Annotated in this window: 16 protein-coding genes; 13 read left to right on the forward strand and 3 right to left on the reverse strand. The window is 54.2% G+C overall.

Annotated elements, in window-relative coordinates:
- The first annotated feature begins 290 nt into the window (after nt 1-290).
- Nucleotides 291-728: a DUF3069 domain-containing protein gene (locus K0H81_RS04690; protein ID WP_220060083.1), complete on the forward strand. Its 438-nt coding sequence runs from the start codon at nt 291-293 to the stop codon at nt 726-728.
- 14 nt (nt 729-742) lie between these two features.
- Here the strand turns inward: K0H81_RS04690 and rsuA are convergent, their stop codons facing one another.
- The gene (rsuA, locus tag K0H81_RS04695) at nt 743-1,435 is read right to left on the reverse strand and encodes a 16S rRNA pseudouridine(516) synthase RsuA (protein ID WP_220060084.1); all 693 of its coding nucleotides are present in this window, start codon (nt 1,433-1,435) and stop codon (nt 743-745) included.
- A gap of 181 nt (nt 1,436-1,616) precedes the next feature.
- Here rsuA and K0H81_RS04700 point away from each other — a divergent pair, with 181 nt between their 5' ends.
- From K0H81_RS04700 to K0H81_RS04725, 6 genes are all read left to right on the forward strand, one after another.
- Nucleotides 1,617-2,159, forward strand: coding sequence for a sugar O-acetyltransferase (locus K0H81_RS04700; RefSeq protein WP_434086878.1), 543 nt, complete (start codon nt 1,617-1,619; stop codon nt 2,157-2,159).
- Between the two features lie 200 nt (nt 2,160-2,359).
- Nucleotides 2,360-4,444, forward strand: coding sequence for a M13 family metallopeptidase (locus K0H81_RS04705; protein WP_220060085.1), 2,085 nt, complete (start codon nt 2,360-2,362; stop codon nt 4,442-4,444).
- Nucleotides 4,445-4,594: 150 nt separating this feature from the next.
- Entirely contained in the window at nt 4,595-5,380 is a 786-nt protein-coding gene (locus tag K0H81_RS04710) for a RelA/SpoT domain-containing protein (protein WP_220060086.1), read from the forward strand.
- 87 nt (nt 5,381-5,467) lie between these two features.
- A complete protein-coding gene (locus K0H81_RS04715) occupies nt 5,468-5,869 on the forward strand; it encodes an SMI1/KNR4 family protein (protein ID WP_220060087.1) in 402 nt (133 codons plus the stop codon).
- A gap of 36 nt (nt 5,870-5,905) precedes the next feature.
- Nucleotides 5,906-6,406, forward strand: a complete 501-nt coding sequence (locus K0H81_RS04720) for a DUF4447 family protein (protein WP_220060088.1) — start codon at nt 5,906-5,908, stop codon at nt 6,404-6,406.
- 145 nt (nt 6,407-6,551) lie between these two features.
- Entirely contained in the window at nt 6,552-7,160 is a 609-nt protein-coding gene (locus tag K0H81_RS04725; RefSeq protein ID WP_220060089.1) for a hypothetical protein, read from the forward strand.
- A gap of 116 nt (nt 7,161-7,276) precedes the next feature.
- On the opposite strand, the gene K0H81_RS04730 is transcribed toward K0H81_RS04725, so the two are convergent.
- Nucleotides 7,277-7,912, reverse strand: a complete 636-nt coding sequence (locus K0H81_RS04730) for a glutathione S-transferase family protein (protein WP_220060090.1) — start codon at nt 7,910-7,912, stop codon at nt 7,277-7,279.
- Nucleotides 7,913-8,161: 249 nt separating this feature from the next.
- The gene (locus tag K0H81_RS04735) at nt 8,162-10,735 is read right to left on the reverse strand and encodes a TonB-dependent receptor (protein ID WP_144201810.1); all 2,574 of its coding nucleotides are present in this window, start codon (nt 10,733-10,735) and stop codon (nt 8,162-8,164) included.
- Nucleotides 10,736-10,964: 229 nt separating this feature from the next.
- On the opposite strand from K0H81_RS04735, the gene K0H81_RS04740 reads away from it, so the two are divergent.
- The 6 genes from K0H81_RS04740 to K0H81_RS04765 all read left to right on the forward strand — a co-directional run bounded on the left by K0H81_RS04740 (nt 10,965) and on the right by K0H81_RS04765 (nt 16,984).
- The gene (locus tag K0H81_RS04740; protein WP_220060091.1) at nt 10,965-11,495 is read left to right on the forward strand and encodes a PH domain-containing protein; all 531 of its coding nucleotides are present in this window, start codon (nt 10,965-10,967) and stop codon (nt 11,493-11,495) included.
- A gap of 139 nt (nt 11,496-11,634) precedes the next feature.
- Nucleotides 11,635-12,861, forward strand: a complete 1,227-nt coding sequence (locus K0H81_RS04745) for an Nramp family divalent metal transporter (RefSeq protein WP_258406443.1) — start codon at nt 11,635-11,637, stop codon at nt 12,859-12,861.
- Between the two features lie 19 nt (nt 12,862-12,880).
- Nucleotides 12,881-14,020 carry a serine hydrolase domain-containing protein gene (locus K0H81_RS04750; RefSeq protein ID WP_220060093.1) on the forward strand — a complete coding sequence of 380 codons (1,140 nt, stop codon included), beginning with the start codon at nt 12,881-12,883 and terminating at the stop codon, nt 14,018-14,020.
- A gap of 55 nt (nt 14,021-14,075) precedes the next feature.
- A complete protein-coding gene (locus K0H81_RS04755; RefSeq protein ID WP_220060094.1) occupies nt 14,076-14,540 on the forward strand; it encodes a YehS family protein in 465 nt (154 codons plus the stop codon).
- 211 nt (nt 14,541-14,751) lie between these two features.
- On the forward strand, nt 14,752-16,440 hold the full coding sequence (locus K0H81_RS04760; protein ID WP_011866759.1) for an NAD-dependent malic enzyme: 1,689 nt from the start codon (nt 14,752-14,754) through the stop codon (nt 16,438-16,440).
- Between the two features lie 310 nt (nt 16,441-16,750).
- Complete coding sequence (locus tag K0H81_RS04765) at nt 16,751-16,984, forward strand: hypothetical protein (protein ID WP_220043157.1); 234 nt, start codon at nt 16,751-16,753, stop codon at nt 16,982-16,984.
- Nucleotides 16,985-16,998: the final 14 nt, after the last annotated feature.

Genomic DNA, 16,998 nt, shown 5'->3' on the forward strand with positions numbered 1-16,998 from the left:
TCTTGTCATTTTTAGCTTTGCCAACCTTGCTATGTGACCATTTAACCATAGCATAAACACTTTTTTTGTAACTATATTATACGGATGACAGTTTATTGACAGTAAAAAGTATATTTTTTATGCGTTTATTTTTAACTTTTATATAACAAAAGGTGTCAATTTTGCTTTTCAGTCAGACTAAGGTATAACGTCAGCCTTTATTCTGCGCCTGCTTGTCGGCTTCAATTTGGCAAGTTTATACAGGCGAACCAGGCCGTGATGAATGCGGCGCTTTGTGTCGAGAGTGTTTTATGAGTAAACCCAGTCAAGTATATCAGGCGATCGCCGAGCAGGCAGCGCTGAATGTATGTAACACAGTGATCCCCATGGACAAGGTGCCGGCGAATCTGTTGGAGGCCTATGCCAACTTGTTCAACGAGCTGCTCAGCGATGAAGAGGGTAAGTTCGCGGCTGCCTGGGACGCCTTGCCTGCCAGCGCTAAGGGGTTAATTGGCCAAGCCGAATTCCACGGTTTCTATATCGCCAATTCTTGGTTACAACTTAGCCGTGTCGCCCAGGATATTGCCGAGTTGGCCGACAGCGACGAGGCGATCGAGGAGAAGGAGTACAACAACATCTTCACCCGCCTGGCGGACGCCTCGCTCAAGGAGAGTGTGAAGAAGCTGAAGAAGGCGCGCACCGACCGCGCCCTGCTCAACAGTATCAAGGCGGTCATCGCCGGCCGATAATTGATAACTGTGCGCTACTTTACCGAGGCTATCTCAGCCTCTGTCAGGTAGCGCCATTCACCCGGTGCCAGACTCTCGTCCAGCACTATCTCGCCAACAGATTCCCTGTGCAGTCCCACCACCTTGTTGCCGACGGCGGCAAACATCCGCTTCACCTGATGATACTTACCTTCGGTAATGGTGAGTCTCGCCTCGTGGCTGCCCAGCAGCTCAAGCTTGGCCGGTTTAGTGAGTCCCTCTTCGCTGCGCAGCGCCAGCCCGGTGGCAAATTGCTCGACCCACTCGGCCTTGAGGGGATCGGCAAGCTGCACCAGATAGGTCTTACCGCATTCGCGTTTCGGCGAGGTAACCCTGTGGGACCATTGACCGTCACTGGTGATCAGCACCAGGCCCGTGGTATCTGCGTCCAGGCGTCCGGCGATATGCAGATTGTCTTTGAGGGGCAGGTCGAGCAGGTCAAGCACAGAAGGGTAGACCTCATCGACGGTGGAGCAGAGGGTGTCCACTGGCTTGTGCAACATGATAAAACGCGGCCCAATCAGCGAGATAGGCTCGCCGTCCAGACAGACCTGCTGGCTCTCATTCAGCTTGAAGCTGCCATCTTTGATGACCTGACCATCGACGGTCACTTCGCCCCTGTGTAGGGCCTTCTTGGCCAGAGAGCGGGTGAGCTGGGTGGATTCGCTGATAAATTTGTCTAGACGCACTGGATTATCCTAAGGATGCTACTTTGGGGCGGTATTATGAGGCCGCCGAGAACTAATGGAAAGTGCCAATTAAAAAGGACTCGTCACGAAAAGCATTAGTGAGGAAAAGAGCTATCACTGAAAAGTGTTAGCATGGCAAATTTCAGACACATTATGCATCCTCGAAAGGAGCCCATAGGCGATGGAAGAAGTGAGTGAATTTGACAAGATGGTCAGCGGTCAGGAGTACAACTGCCTCGATGGCGAGCTGCAGAGCCGTTGGCAGGCGCGGCAACAAGCCAATGCCGAGATGAACCGCCGCGGGGAGGTGGACAATGAGCTGTTGCCTCATCTGGATGCCAAGGCTGTGGTTAAGCTGCCGCTCTATATCAGCTATGGGCAGAATCTGCATGTCGCGCCTCAGGTGTTCATCAACGTCAATGTCACCTTACAGGACAATGCTCCCATCACCATAGGGCGCCAGACCATGATAGGGCCAAACGTGCAGTGCTATACCGCCAACCATCCGCTGGATGCGGCGCGTCGCTGTCAGGGCTGGGAGCTGGCCGAGGCTATCCATATAGGTGAGCGGGTTTGGATAGGCGGCGGGGCGATCATTTTGCCGGGCGTAACCATAGGTGACGAGGCCGTTGTCGCGGCGGGCGCCGTGGTCACTAAAGATGTCCCCGCTAAGACGGTAGTCGGTGGTAATCCGGCGCGGGTGATACGTCACATTGAGGCGTAATAGGGCGTTAGCGCCTGGGAGAGGAAATCTTTACTTACATATGAGTGACCAGAAATTCGCCCAAGGGCCGCAGATAAACTTGTTTACATTGACCCAATCCCTTTAACATAGGTCTCTTGAAGCAGTTTTTGCACCATTTTGGCTTCGCCATGACAGTCGCATTGCTAACAAAAAAACAATTAAGCATAAAAGGAATTCACATGAAAAAAGTGTTCGTTGGAGGGGTTTGTGCCTCTTTGATTTTTGGTCTTAGCGCTTGCAACAGCGACCAGGCAGAAGTTAAGGCCCCGGAAACCGCCAAGACAGAGACCGCGGTAGCGGTACAACAAGCCCTGACCTCGGGTATCGATTTCGCTAACTTCGACAAGTCGGTACGTCCGCAAGATGATTTCTATGCCTACGTTAACGGCACCTGGATCAAGAACACAGAGATCCCAGGCGATCGCACCAGCACAGGCGCCTTCTATGACCTGCGTGAAAAGTCACGTGACGATGTTAAAGCCATCATCGAAGAAGTGGCGGCTACCCCTAACCTGAAGGCGGGCAGCGACGAGCAGAAGGTTGCCGACCTGTATCGCTCTTTCATGGATACAGAGCAGCTAGACAAGCTGGGTATCAAGCCGATTCAGGGTGAGCTGGACAAGATCGCCGCTCTGGAGAACAAAGATCAGCTGGTGGAATACTTTGCCCACAGCCAGATGATTGGTGGCGGCACGCCGCTGGCATTCTACATTGACATCGACTCTAAAGATTCTAGCCGTTATGCCACTCACATCTGGCAATACGGTCTGAGCCTGCCTGAGAAGGATTACTACTTCAACGAAGCCGAGCGTTTCGTCAACATCCGTAAGGCGTTTGTGGCCCACATCGAGAAGATGTTCACCCTGGCCGGTCTGCCAAACGCGAAAGAGAGCGCCGAGCATATCCTGGCGCTGGAAACCGCTATCGCCAGCCGTCATTGGGACGTCGTCGAGACCCGCGACAGCACTAAGACCTATAACCTGTATCAGGTGGCCGATCTGCCTAAGCTGGCGCCGGACATTAACTGGAACGGTTACCTCAAGACCCTGGGCGCTGACAAGCAAGCCGACATCATCGTCAACCAGCCAAGCTTCATCGAAGGTTTCAACGAAGTGCTGAAGGCTAATGACCTGTCTGTGTGGAAGACCTACATGACCTGGCAGACCCTGACCCACTTCGCCGGCGATCTGAGCACAGATCTTGACCGTGAAAATTTTGAGTTCTTCTCTAAGACACTCAACGGCCAGGCTGAGCAACAGCCACGCTGGAAGCGCGGCGTGAGCACGGTAAACAACCTGCTGGGTGAGGTTGTGGGTAAGGTTTACGTGAAGCGTCACTTCAAGCCTGAAGCCAAGCACCGCATGCAGGAGCTGGTTGAAAACCTACGTCGCGCCTATGGCGAGAGCATCGATGGCCTGGAATGGATGAGCCCAGACACTAAAGTCGCGGCCAAAGACAAGCTGGCTAAGTTCGATCCTAAGATTGGTTACCCAGATCGCTGGGAAAACTATGACAAGCTGACCATCAAGGCCGATGACCTGGTAGGCAACAGTATGCGCGCCAGCGAGCTGAGCCACGAGAAGGATCTTGAGAAGCTAGGTGCGCCAATCCGTAAGTGGGAATGGCACATGACACCACAGACGGTGAACGCCTACTACAACCCAACCATGAACGAGATCGTCTTCCCGGCGGCAATTCTGCAACCACCTTTCTTCAACATGGAGGCAGATGATGCAGTGAACTATGGCGGTATCGGCGCCGTGATCGGTCACGAGATGGGCCATGGCTTCGACGATCAGGGTGCTAAGTTCGACGGCGAAGGCAACATGCGCGACTGGTGGACCGAGCAAGATCTGAAAGAGTTTGCTGCTCGCGGTAAGGCGCTGGTAGATCAGTACAATGGTTACGCGGTATTCGACGACCTGAATGTTAACGGTGAGTTGACCCTGGGTGAGAACATCGGTGACCTGTCTGGCGTGACCATCGCCTACAAGGCCTACAAGATGTCACTCAATGGTAAAGAAGCACCGGTTATCGACGGTCTGACTGGCGACGAGCGTTTCTTCATCGGCTTTGGCCAGATCTGGCGTGCCAAGATCAAGGAAGAGGCGATGCGTAACCGCGTAGCGACCGATCCACACTCACCGGCTAAGTTCCGTGCCTTGGGCGCGCTGTCTAACATGCCTGAGTTCTACACCACCTTCGACGTTAAGCAGGGCGATGCCATGTACATCGAACCCGCTCAGCGTGTGAAGATCTGGTAATTCGAGTTTTCTCGATGAAAAAGAGCGCCTTGGCGCTCTTTTTTTATGCCTGTTTCATGATAAATAATTGTTCATCATCCATTCAGCAAGGGTTAAGTGAACCCTGGCTAGATTAAGGGTACAAGGTTTGCGCTTTTACCGAGGACGGTTATGAATAAGTTGTTTAGACCCTTTTTTATCTTCCTGTTACTTGTCTCCACCCGTAGCGCCCTGGCGACCAATTACGACGCTTTAATCGACACCAAAGAGGAATCTGGTTGCTACGCTCAGAAACAGTCCTTCAGTAAAGACCAGCATGGTCTGCACGCCATCGCCAGTAGCTCCACCGCCCTGATCCGCCAGAGTAGCGACGACCTCGATAGCCTCTATGCCCAGGCCCAGAACGCCCAGCAGGAGCTGACTAGCCTGCTAGAGGGGCTAAATACCCAAGAGAGTTACCAGCTGCTGATCCCCGAAGTGAAAAGTTATGAACGTGCCAAGGCCAAGATTGCCGCCAAGTTTGACGGCGATGCCAGCCGCATCACGGATCTTGCCAGGGCCAGCCTGGTAGCTAACGATATTCAGGGGCTGATGACGGCGTTTGAGGATCTTCAGCAACAGGTCAAGGTATTGCAGGTGAAAAACCGTTTCGCCGAGCCTAAGGCTTCTGGTTATCGCGACCTCAACCTGCTGGTGCAGTTACCGCAAACCGGCATGATCGCCGAGGTGCAGCTGCACCTCAAGGCCATCGCCGAGATCAAGAGCGGAGAGGAACATAAGGCCTATGAGCAGATCCAGACCATCGAGGCTCGCGCCATGGCCCAGTCCCGCGACTTGAGTCAACTGGAGCTGGCGCAGATAACCCATCTGCGTCAGGCCTCCCATAAGCAGTATCACAAGGCATGGCTCTACTATAAAAGGTTGGACAGTGCCGAGCTGTTAGCCGCCGCGGCCTAAGGTGCAGCGTCTGGGATAAATTGGATTAACAATCTGGGCTTAAAGCGATTATACTTGCGGCCATTAGCCCATTTAGAGCAGACGACAATGCACGATCTTATCGAGCAACTCAGGGAACTGAGCGAGACAGTTCCCGTCCCTCTGGAGCTGCCAAGCTTCGATCAACTGGTCGAAGTGGAAGAGCAGATCCTGATCCCCTTACCCGCTGAGCTGAAAGAGTATCTCCTCTACGCCAGCGACGTGATTCACGGCACTATAGAGCCTGTGACCGCAGCCGATCCCTATGCCCATACCTATCTGCCCGAGGTGACCTCCTATGCCTGGTCTATCGGCATGCCGAGGGAATATATCGCCATCTGTCAGCAGGGCGATGACTTTTACTGTATCGATCAGGAAGGTCAGGTGATGCTGTGGCAAGGCGGCGAGCTGGCCGAGGAGAGCTGGGAGTCATTCTGGCAATGGGTCGAAGAGGTTTGGATCCCCGCCTAGGCGCGTGACAAGATTAACTCAAATTTGGATATCAAGATGGCAAAGACAGCTGAATTAAATGCAATAGAAATTAAATACCTGCGTCACTCACTCGGCCTAAGTGCCGCCCAGGTGGGCGAGCTGAGCAAGTGCAGTGAAGCCGATGTGTTGGCCTGGGAAGCGGGTGAGGCCGAGGTGTCTGGTCTGGCGGCCAAGAAGCTGCTGGAACTGGATGAGACCATAGAGATGCAGGTGCTCAACACCTGTGACGGCATCGAGGAGCTGTTTAAGAAGGAGCCTAAGCGCCGTCTGAGCTTCGTGGTCTACCCGACACAGGCCATCTATACCCAGTACAACCCTGAGTTCTTAAGCTCATTGCCGCTGACCGAGCTGTACAACACGGCGGCCTGGCGCATCAAGAAAGAGTGTAAGCTGGTGCTGGAAGTTGAGGTCACCTTGGTGCCGCTGGACGTCGATGCCTATAAGGCCTATCGCGAGAAGGAAGGCCTGAAAGAGAGCCGCGAGAGCCGCGCCAAGTGGGCAGCTACTCAGTTGTGAGTTAACCCCTGATTCGATAAAAAGCCCTGCTCTAAAGAGCGGGGCTTTTTTAATTATCTTTCATCTTTAAACTGTGTTGCTTCAACGAGCCCAATGCTATCTTATGCAGATGTTACTTAAAGGTTAACTCAATTTGGACAAGGATATGTACCAAGCCGTCAGCCCTCGCCAGCCTATTACTTTTTTCATTGCCATCGCAGCGCTTATCTACCTGCCGCTGATTGAGAGCCTGTTACCCGGCCTGTTTGGCGCCTTCTGGGTTGATCCTAGCTTTATGACCAAGGCGCAACCTGTGACCCTACTGATCAAGCTGATTGCCCTACTGTTTGGATTGTCGCTGTTGGAGCGTTTTCGTCGTCAATTTGCACAGGTCGTCAAAGGCAGTTGGCCGTTAACTATCCTTATTGGGCTGAGTTATCTGCTGGGAGCCGTGCAGCTGATCTTCTTAGCGCTGGGCTTGTTTATGAGCCTGGTGTTTAGCGCGCCTGCCAATGAGCAGAGTCAGTTTAAGCGCTATGAAGATTATGCCATCTGGGTGCAGACAGTAGATCCCGGCGCCATGGGCAAGGCCTATCACAGGGTGTGGATGCAGTGCGATCTGCCCCAGTGGCGGTATCGATTGGCGCCGATTCAAACCTTGGACTGGATGGGGGAGTATGAGGTGAGCCTGGATGAGCATATCTTGAAGATAAGCTCTAGGTTTAACGAGATCAGACTGGATCTCTCCAAGGTGCCAGGCTGCCCATCTGCCTGATGTCAGTTCGATTTACACAGCGAAAATGAAGACTATTTGCTAAGGCTTCATGGTGATGGATGGCAGCATAATCTCTAAAGTGTTAGACATTATGCTGCTAAACCTTTTACGCCTAACTACTCTGCTGCCTGGGCGGCGACGGCCTCGGTTTTTTTGAGGGCGCTGACCAGGGCCGGGCGGGTCTGCATCCTGTCTCTGAAGGCGGCGAGTTTAGGCGGGATCTGCTGCTCAAATACCGTCGCCCACATCAGGGTATGGGCCAGCATGATATCGGCAACCGTTGGGATATCTCCTAGCAGGAAGTCGCTGTCCGGCAGCCACTGTTCGGCGATGGCGGCGGCCTTGTCGAACTCCCATACCGCTGTGGGCAGTATGGCTGGCAGGCGGTGCTCCTCGGGTAGGGCGAACTTATGCTTGCCCATGGTCCACAGGGGCTGCTCCAGTTCGCAGATGATGTAACTCATCCACTGGTGGTAAAGGGCGGCCCCAGGTGTACCGGGAGTGGGCAGAAACTGTCCCTGGCCATATTTTTCCGCCAGATATTGGCAGATGGCGGCGGATTCGGTGAGCACCAGATCATCGTCCTTTATAACGGGCACCTTACCGCAAGGGTTCATGGCCAGAAAGGCCTCGCTGCGGTTGTCGCCCTTGGCAAAGTTGATGAAATGAAATTGCCAGTCGATAGCCAGTTCTTCCAGTAGCCAGGAGACGCGTAGCGCGCGGCTTCTTGGAGTTCCATATAGAGTGATCATCCTTTTCCTCGTTCATGTTTTTAGGTGAGTAATGAGTGTAAATAAAAATGGCATCCATTTGGATGCCATTTTTGTGACAGTGTATGTTTTACCTATCCTAGTAAATAGCTGATCATCCAAGCTTGTTAAAACGTTCGATAACTGCGTTAGCTTTTTTGATTGTAGAATAACTACTTATCGAAAAATCCCGCCTTGTTCTCAAACGTTTTTCTTACGCTATTTCTGATAGCTTACTTAGTGTGATTGGTATTAGAACCTCATGCTCAACTTGGTGTAGAAGTAGCGGCCCATTGGGTTATGGGTGGCAATCACATAGCCGTAGAGGTCGGTGTCGCCGTCGCCGATGGCAAATGGCGGCTCTTCATCCATTACGTTGTTGACGCCGACTGTCCACTTGAAGGTGTCGTTGAAGCGGTATGAACCAGACATGTCCACCAATAGTTGCGACTCGACCATACGCGACTTGTTGACCTCGAAGTCGAGTGAGCCGTCAAAGTCGATATCTGGCGTATCTTCAAACTCGCCAATGTAGCTGAAGTTGATGTTGGCGGCGAAGTCATCCATGGTCCAGTTGGTGGTCAGCAACCAGCGATGTTGCGGGTAGCGGTACTCGCCGGTGTAATCCAGCTTGTCCTTCTCAAACTTGTGCAGGTAGCTGTATTCCAGGCCAAACTTGAGGTCGCCGAAGCGGTCCATCTCCAGGCCATAGTGGCTGGAAACGTCCACCCCTTGAACCTCTTGCGAGCTTAAGTTGATGAAGCTTGAGTGGATCAGGCTGATTGGGCCTAATGTTTGCCCCGGCTGCGGCGCCAGACGCTCACACACAGTGCTGTTTTGATCGTTACAGTTCGCCAGGTAGATCTCGCCCAGTGGCTGCTTATCGATCTTGTTGTCTTGGGTGATGCTGAAGACATCGAAGCCGATATCAAACTTCTGGCTCGGTGCCCAAATTAGGCCCGCGTTCCAGGTTTCTGACTCTTCGGCGTCCAGTTCTGAGTTACCGGCAAATTCTGTGTTGTAGTCCAGCGCGGTACAGTCGACGTTGTCGGCGGCGCAGCGGTAGGTATCGATGAAGAAGCTACTCTCTCTCGATGGGCCAAGACCGATTTGTGCCAGAGATGGTGCGCGGAAACCGGTCGCCCAAGAGGCGCGAGCGGTCAGCTGATCGCTAATTCCCCACTGGAAGGCAACCTTAGGGTTAGTGGTTGAACCGAAATCGCTGTAGTGATCGTAACGGCCGGCCAGCTGCAGCTCGAAGTTGTCCGTAACCGGGATAGAGAATTCCACATAGGCCGCGTACTGGTCGCGGTCTGCCTGGGCTGACACGGCTTCGGTACCGAAGATCAGGCCACGCTGGAATTGATCATCCGGGACATCGCTCACATCCTCTTCGCGGTACTCGACGCCCGCCGCCATCATGACTTCACGATCCGCCAGGGTAAAGGCCGGGCCCGTGATGCTGGCGTCATAAGCGGTCAGGTGTGATACACCTTGGCGAACCAGGCTGGTGGTGATGCGATCGATCACATCCTGTGAATTCATGGTGCCGCCAAATGGGTTGTAGTTACCGGCGTCGATCTCGGCTTGCAGGAAGTCGGTGCGCACCCAGCCCTGGGTTCTGTCACCCTTCTGGGTTGATTCGCTGCGGCCTTTCTGAGCCGAGACTTCCCAATCCCATTCATCTATGTTGCCACGTAGGCCCGCAACCAGACGTAGGGTGTCAGATTCTATGTCCCAGCGACGGGCGCCGGCATCCACTGTGCGGTAACGACCTATCTCGATATCCTTGCCCCACGGGTTGTTAGGGTGGGTGCCTGGAACCGTCAGCATGGCATCTTCATCCAGCGGAGTCGGCGCGCCGCCGGCCTCAGAGGTGTTGTGCTGGGCCGCGACTTCCAGGAAGGCGGTCATCTCATCGCTCAGGTGATAGTCGAACTGGGCGATTGCCCCCACACGCTCGGCGGCTGGGATGGTGAGGTTGTATGGACCGTAGTCGAACAGACAGCTGCCGCTGGCGGTGGCCGAATCGGCCGGACAGTCAGGGTCTATGGTCTTGACGCCATCGACATAGAAGTAGCCTGGGAAGCCGCGTGATGAGCGGAAATCTTCACCGCCGTATGGGCTCTGGTTGGCGGTGCCGAAGCGGCCCATCTCACTGGCGGCGAGCGTGCTGTTTTTGAAGTAATCGAGAATGATAGAGGCACTGCCCTTATCGGACTGCATGCCCCAAAGCATAGAGCCGCTCTGCTCGTCATAGCCGGAGCCAGAGGCCTCGCCGTAGCCCAGGTTGACTTCGATACCTTCGAAGTTTTTACGCAGAATGATGTTGACCACACCGGCGATGGCGTCTGAACCATAGATGGCCGAGGCGCCATCTTTAAGGATATCGATACGCTCGATGGCGGATACTGGAATATTGTTGATGTCGACGAAGGAGTTAGTGATCCCCTCGGCGAATGAGCTGATGGCCACGCGGCGACCGTTAATCAGTACCAGAGTAGCGTCTGGGCCCATGCCGCGCAGGCTGATAGACGCCGCGCCGTTGGCGGTAGAGTCCTGGCTGTTACCTCGGGTCGAGAAGGCGCCCGCGCCGTTGGCTGGCATGCGTTCCAGCAGTTGTTGTAGGTTGTCGAAACCCATGTTGGCGATATCGTCTTTGTTGATCGACTGGATTGGCGATGGGCCTTCGATGTCGGTACGTTTAATACGAGAGCCTGTGACTTCTATGCGCTCGACGCCTTCGTCGGCCGCATAAACATGTGGGGTTAGCGCAATGGTAATGGCGATAGCGCAGGCGCTGGGCCAGTATTGAGGTCTTTTCATGTTCATCCCTTTTGAATCATTATATTTTTAATTCAGTGACTACGACTTAACTACCGCCACCATTTGTTACATTAACGTTACTAAACTAATTCCTAAAGTAACAAAGTCAATAGGGCGAATTGATAACAAATGTAAATAAATAAACCCATGAATTTGATTGATTAATACAAAAGCTCTTGGCATTGTCATAGCTCGGTTCCCGCCAGACCTATGGGGAGATGTAAATAAAATGGAAGAAAAAACACTGCTCGACGCGCGCTTTCACCGCAAGCTTGGGCACTATTGGCTGACCTCGGGGGCGTTAGTGCTTGCCGTCTCTGTCGTGGGTATCCCGCTCTTGCTGCTCTGGTATCCCATCGGCCTCTGGGCGACGCACAGGTATATCGCCAACATGAGCGCCGAGCTGACCACCAAGAAGCTTATCGTGCGTAAGGGTATACTCACCCGCACCGAAAATACCGTACCGCTGGATAAGATCACCGACATGGCGATGATCCAGGGGCCACTGATGCGCATGTTCGGCATCCACAAGTTGACCATAGAGACGGCGGGGCAGTCGGGTAATGGCGCGCTGATCAGCCTTACCGGCGTCGAGGCGGTGGCCGAGTTTCGCGCCGCCGTGATGGCGCAAAAGAGTGCGCTCGCCGAGCAGAGCCAGCCCGGCGAGGCGAAAGTAGATGTGGCCGCCCAGACCCTGGCCTGCCTGCAGAGTATCGAGGAGACCCTGAGGCGCATCGAGGCCAAGCTAGCTCAGTCTTAGCACAAGCTGGCTCAGCCTTAGCATCAGCCGCAGCAGGCTGGCGTTGACAGAGCCCTGCCTGGCCAAGCATTTTTTGTTTATCTGAAGGAAATCGAGAGTGGAAGACGTAAGTGTAAATACAACCCAGACTAGCCTCTGGTTGCAGTGCCGCCGATTGTTAACCGCCACAGGCCCTGGCCTGCTGATGGCGGCCGCGGCAATCGGCGCCTCGCATCTGGTGGCCTCGACCCGTGCAGGCGCCGAGTTTGGCTGGCAGCTGGCCTGGGTGATACTTCTGGTGAATCTGCTCAAGTATCCCTTCTTTGCCGCCGGGGCCCGCTATACGGCGGCGACCGGTGAGAGCCTGCTGCATGGCTATCAACGTCAGGGAAGGGGCTATCTGCTGCTCTTCTCGCTGCTCAACGCCTTGGCGGCGGTGGCTAGCACCGCAGGCGTCGCCATGTTAACCGCCGCGCTGCTCACCCAGTTTATTCCGCTGCCAATCGATCTGCTGGCGCTGATCGTCTTGGTCGCCAGCCTGCTGCTGTTGGTGCTGGGTCATTATCGGGTGCTGGATAGGGTGACCAAGGTGATCATGCTCAGCCTGACAGTGACCACCCTGAGCGCCGCCGCGCTGGCCTTTAACGCTGAACCTATTCTGGCGCCGGGCTTCGTGTCGCCCTCTCCCTGGCAGTGGGCTCATGTGGGCTTCTTGGTCGCCATGATGGGTTGGATGCCGGCGCCAATTGAGGTGAGCTGCTGGAACTCCCTCTGGCTTTTGGAAAAGCAGAAACAGCAGATGGTGACGCCTAAGCAGGCGCTGTTCGATTTTAATCTGGGCTTCATCACCACGGCGATACTGGCCGTGGTGTTTCTCTCGCTGGGCGCCATGGTGATGCACGGCTCAGGCGTACACTTCTCGCCTTCCGGGGCCAAGTTTGCCGAGCAGTTGATTCAGCTCTATAGCCAGGTGCTGGGGGAGGGGAGCCGCTATCTGATCGCCCTGGTGGCCCTGCTCTGTATCTTCAGCACCACGGTTACCGTAGTGGATGGTTACAGCCGTACCCTTATCCTGAGTGTGCAGCTTCTGCGTAAGGATGAGGTCAGCGAGCGCGGCCTCAACCTGACCATGTTGGCTGTGAGCCTGCTGGGGCTGGGGATCATACTCTTCTTCAAGGGGGCATTGCTGCCACTGCTGCAGTTTGTGATGACCCTGGCCTTCATGACCACCATCATCTTCGCCTGGCTCAACTATCGCCTGATGACCAGTGACAACCTGGCGCCCGGCGATCGCTATGGTGTGGCCATGCGGCTGCTTTCTTGGATCGGCATGACTTATCTGCTAGGGTTTGCCGCTTTATTTGTCTACTGGAAGTTTATCGGTTAAGCCGTGTAGGAGAACAAGGATGAAGATGAGTGTGTTGGCGAGCAGCCTCTGTCTGCTGGGGGCCATGGCCAGCGGCAGCGTGGCTGCTAGCGAGCTAGTTATTGAGGCTAAGATTGAGCAAGCTGCTGAGCGGGTTGATGTACCATCTGCGCATGACTTGGCGATTGGCGAGGCTTTTGCCAAGATCGGCAGTGCTTTCGATAACATCATCGCCGCCAACGAGCGTCCCTTCTATGGAGTGATCGCCCTGATGCAGCGCGGTGAGCTGCGCTACGTGAAGACTAATGCTTACGGTGAGGCCGCCGCGCCGACACTCGATAGCCGGGTCATGTTGGCCTCCCAGAGCAAGATGATCACCGCCGCCCTGGTGATGCAGGCGGTAAGCCAGGGCAAGTTGGCTCTGGAGGATAAGATTACTCCCTATCTGGTATCGACTAATTTGCCAACCTATGACGAGCGCATCACTATCGCTCAGCTGCTTAGCCACAGCTCTGGCATAGCGTCTCAGGGCAAGGCGAATCGGTTCGCGCCTGGCAGCGATTTTCAATATTCTAACCTGGGCTTTCAGGTGCTGGCAAAGCTGCTCGAAATTACCTATCAGCAGGATTTTGCCACCCTGGTGAATGCTTTTCTAAGCGAGCACGGCGTCAAAGGAATCAAGGCCCAGCTTGGGGCGCAGCAGGGGCTGATGGCAGGGATAGAGATAAGCACCCAAGAGCCGATGGAATATGATGTGCAGATGAATCTACTGCCCGGCGGCGGCATGACGGGCTCGGCTACTGGGCTACTGAATTACCTCAGTACGCTCCATGGCGGAAAGCTGCTGAGCAAAGAGGCTTACCAAGCTATGATGGCTCCCAAGATATTGCGGCCGCATCGTTGGTCGCAGCTCTTTTACGGCTTCGGCGTGCAGGTAAACCAGCAGGGGATAAAGGAGTACAGCCATTCTGGTTATCTGCCTGGCTATCAATCCCTCAGCCTGAGTTATCCCGAGTCAGACACTTATCTGGTGGTGCTGGAAAACGCCTCCTGGCCGATCGAACAGAGTAATCAAGCCTTTGGCCTGCACGATAAGCTGCGTCAGGCACTGCGAGAGAGCTTGATGCCAGGTAGCAAGCTTGAAAATAATGCCTCGGCGCCGACGCAAAGTCGGTTATAATGTCGTCGCTATGGCAGGCGCACCCGCGCGAGCCAGTAATTTAAGAATTTAAGTCATGATAAATAACGATATTTTACGCCGTCTACGATTCGTATTCGATTACAAGAATGCCAAGATGATCAAGATCTTCGCCAAGGTCAAACATGAGATGAGCCAGGAAGTCCTGCTCAACATGCTCAAGAAAGAGGCCGAAGAGGGTTATAAGCCCTGTAACGACAAGACCTTGTGCCTGTTTCTGGATGGCTTGATCATCGAAAAACGCGGCCTGCGCGATGGAGCAGAGATCCCCACTCCCGTGTCTCAGTTAAACAACAACCTGATCTTCAAGAAGCTGAGGATCGCCCTTGAGATGCGTGAAGAGGATATCATCGAGACCTTGGCCCTGGCGGATTTTAAGATGAGTAGTTCCGAGCTGGGTGCCCTGTTTAGAAAACCCGGTCACAAGCACTTTAAAGAGTGTGGCGACCAGGTGCTGCGCAACTTCTTGATGGGGCTGTCGATCAAGTATCGCGGTAAGTAAATAATATCATTCTCTAAAGACGCGGCTCAGGCCGCGTTTTTTTATGCCTGGGGTTAGGGCTGTGCCATGGCTGTTTAAAACAACCAGGGTGTGAAAATAATCAAAAAAAATGATCGCGCGAAAGGCAACAAAGATCACACTTTGTGGTAATCTTGCCAAAATTGATAGCACAGCCATTCCAACATACCCACAGATAGAGAAAAGGTTACCAATGGACGATAATAAACGCCCGCTATATCTTCCTTTTGCCGGCCCTGCCATTCTTGAAGCCCCCTTGATCAACAAGGGAAGTGCCTTCACCGAAGAGGAGCGTATCTTCTTTAACCTAGAGGGCCTGCTGCCTCACGTGATCGAGACCATCGAAGAACAGGCATCGCGCGCCTACGATCAGTACAAGAACTTCGGCAACGATCTCGACCGTCATATCTATCTGCGTAACATTCAGGATACCAACGAGACTCTGTACTACCGTCTGCTGCAGAACCACATTACCGAGATGATGCCCATCATCTACACGCCGACGGTTGGCCTGGCTTGTGAGCGTTTCTCGAAAAACTATCGTCGTAACCGCGGCCTGTTTATCTCTTATCCCAACAAGGATCGCATCGACGACATCCTCAACAACTCGACCCGTCAGAAGGTGAAGATCATCGTTGTTACCGACGGTGAGCGTATCTTGGGTCTGGGTGACCAGGGGATCGGCGGCATGGGTATTCCTATCGGTAAGCTGTCACTCTACACCAGCTGTGGCGGTATCAGTCCGGCCTATACGCTGCCTATCACCTTAGACGTGGGCACAGATAACCCGCATCTGCTGGAAGATCCTATGTATATGGGCTGGCGTAATCAGCGCATCGGCGGCGAAGAGTATGCCGAGTTTGTCGAGGCCTTCATGGAGGCGGTACACAGACGCTGGCCGGATGCATTGATCCAGTTTGAAGATTTCGCCCAGAAAAACGCCATGCCGCTGCTTGAGCGTTACAAGGACAGATACTGCTGCTTCAACGATGACATTCAGGGCACGGCGGCGGTGACCGTTGGCTCCTTGTTGGCGGCCTGTCAGGCGGCGGACAGTAAGCTGAGCCAGCAGCGCATCGCCTTCCTGGGCGCGGGCAGCGCAGGTTGTGGTATTGCCGAGGCGATCATCGCCCAGATGGTCTCAGAAGGGATCAGCGACGAGCAGGCGCGCCAGCAGGTGTTCATGGTAGACCGCTGGGGACTGCTGCAAGACAACATGCCTAACCTGCTGCCTTTCCAGCAGAATCTGGCGCAGCAAGTGGCCAAGGTTGAGGGCTGGAACACAGAGAGTGAGAACATCTCGCTATTGGATGTGATGCACAATGGTAAGCCGACCGTGCTGATCGGTGTATCCGGTGCGCCGGGTCTGTTCAGCGAAGAGATCATCAAGGCGATGCACACCCACTGTGAACGCCCGATCATCTTCCCGCTGTCTAACCCGACCAGCCGCGTCGAGGCGACGCCGAAAGATATTCTGCACTGGACCAAGGGCCAGGCGCTGGTGGCAACCGGTAGCCCGTTCGAGCCTGTGGTGATCGAGGAGCAGACATATGAGATCGCCCAGTGTAACAACAGCTATATCTTCCCTGGGATTGGCCTTGGCGTGCTGGCCTCTGGTGCCAAGCGTGTCAGCAACGAGATGCTGATGGCCTCGAGCCGTGCCCTGGCTGAGTGCTCGCCGCTGGCGAAGGACGGCGAGGGCTCTTTGCTTCCGGCGCTGGAAGATATTCACTCTGTTAGTAAGCATATCGCCTTCGCGGTGGGCAAGGTTGCCATCGAGCAAGGCCATGCGCTGCCGGCCAGCGACGAGCTGCTGATGCAGGCGATTGAAGATAACTTCTGGACGGCGGAATATCGCCGTTATAAGCGTACCTCTTTCTAACCGCTTTGGCTTAGCTGTTTGCGCTTAAAAAAGCCGCCTCAGGGCGGCTTTTTTGTGTCTTATGCAAGATGAAATTTTGCTTTGGATCACAAAGCGTTACTTAAGCTTATGATCCTGTCGGCACTTCTTTCATCGCGACGGCTTTTTTAAGTTTGGCTTAATCTTGGCTGGTAATGCTCGCCGGATAGCTTGCTGCGCCTTGCTCCTTGGATCTTCCATCCTGGAGCTTGTGCCCTTTGGCCATACAAGGCGGCAAGCCTTTGAATATAAACTTTTTAGTTGTTTGACTTGCCAAAACCAGGAGCCCGAGATGAAAACATTGATCACCCTAGCTGCCGGCCTGCTATTTGCTGGCGCCGCCGTCGCCATGGATTGTAAAGATTGCCATGAGCCTATCGACCTGACCATGCATACTGAGTCAGAGGCCACGCTGGCAAGCTGTAACGATTGTCACGCCATGAAGGATGCCCATGCACCCGATGCTGAGGTGCATACCCCAGAGCTAACCATTAAAGAGTGCAGTGATTGCCACGGCATGAACTAGTGGCTGCGCCAATT

Source organism: Shewanella halotolerans (assembly GCF_019457535.1).
Taxonomy (GTDB): domain Bacteria; phylum Pseudomonadota; class Gammaproteobacteria; order Enterobacterales; family Shewanellaceae; genus Shewanella; species Shewanella halotolerans.

Excerpts from the sequence above, each read along its gene's own strand:
- K0H81_RS04690 (WP_220060083.1), top strand. The coding sequence starts at position 291 with ATGAGTAAACCCAGTCAAGTATATCAGGCGATCGCCGAGCAGGCAGCG.
- K0H81_RS04700 (WP_434086878.1), top strand. The coding sequence starts at position 1,617 with ATGGAAGAAGTGAGTGAATTTGACAAGATGGTCAGCGGTCAGGAGTAC.
- K0H81_RS04705 (WP_220060085.1), top strand. The coding sequence starts at position 2,360 with ATGAAAAAAGTGTTCGTTGGAGGGGTTTGTGCCTCTTTGATTTTTGGT.
- K0H81_RS04710 (WP_220060086.1), top strand. The coding sequence starts at position 4,595 with ATGAATAAGTTGTTTAGACCCTTTTTTATCTTCCTGTTACTTGTCTCC.
- K0H81_RS04715 (WP_220060087.1), top strand. The coding sequence starts at position 5,468 with ATGCACGATCTTATCGAGCAACTCAGGGAACTGAGCGAGACAGTTCCC.
- K0H81_RS04720 (WP_220060088.1), top strand. The coding sequence starts at position 5,906 with ATGGCAAAGACAGCTGAATTAAATGCAATAGAAATTAAATACCTGCGT.
- K0H81_RS04725 (WP_220060089.1), top strand. The coding sequence starts at position 6,552 with ATGTACCAAGCCGTCAGCCCTCGCCAGCCTATTACTTTTTTCATTGCC.
- K0H81_RS04730 (WP_220060090.1), bottom strand. The coding sequence starts at position 7,912 with ATGATCACTCTATATGGAACTCCAAGAAGCCGCGCGCTACGCGTCTCC.
- K0H81_RS04735 (WP_144201810.1), bottom strand. The coding sequence starts at position 10,735 with ATGAAAAGACCTCAATACTGGCCCAGCGCCTGCGCTATCGCCATTACC.
- K0H81_RS04740 (WP_220060091.1), top strand. The coding sequence starts at position 10,965 with ATGGAAGAAAAAACACTGCTCGACGCGCGCTTTCACCGCAAGCTTGGG.
- K0H81_RS04750 (WP_220060093.1), top strand. The coding sequence starts at position 12,881 with ATGAAGATGAGTGTGTTGGCGAGCAGCCTCTGTCTGCTGGGGGCCATG.
- K0H81_RS04755 (WP_220060094.1), top strand. The coding sequence starts at position 14,076 with ATGATAAATAACGATATTTTACGCCGTCTACGATTCGTATTCGATTAC.
- K0H81_RS04760 (WP_011866759.1), top strand. The coding sequence starts at position 14,752 with ATGGACGATAATAAACGCCCGCTATATCTTCCTTTTGCCGGCCCTGCC.
- K0H81_RS04765 (WP_220043157.1), top strand. The coding sequence starts at position 16,751 with ATGAAAACATTGATCACCCTAGCTGCCGGCCTGCTATTTGCTGGCGCC.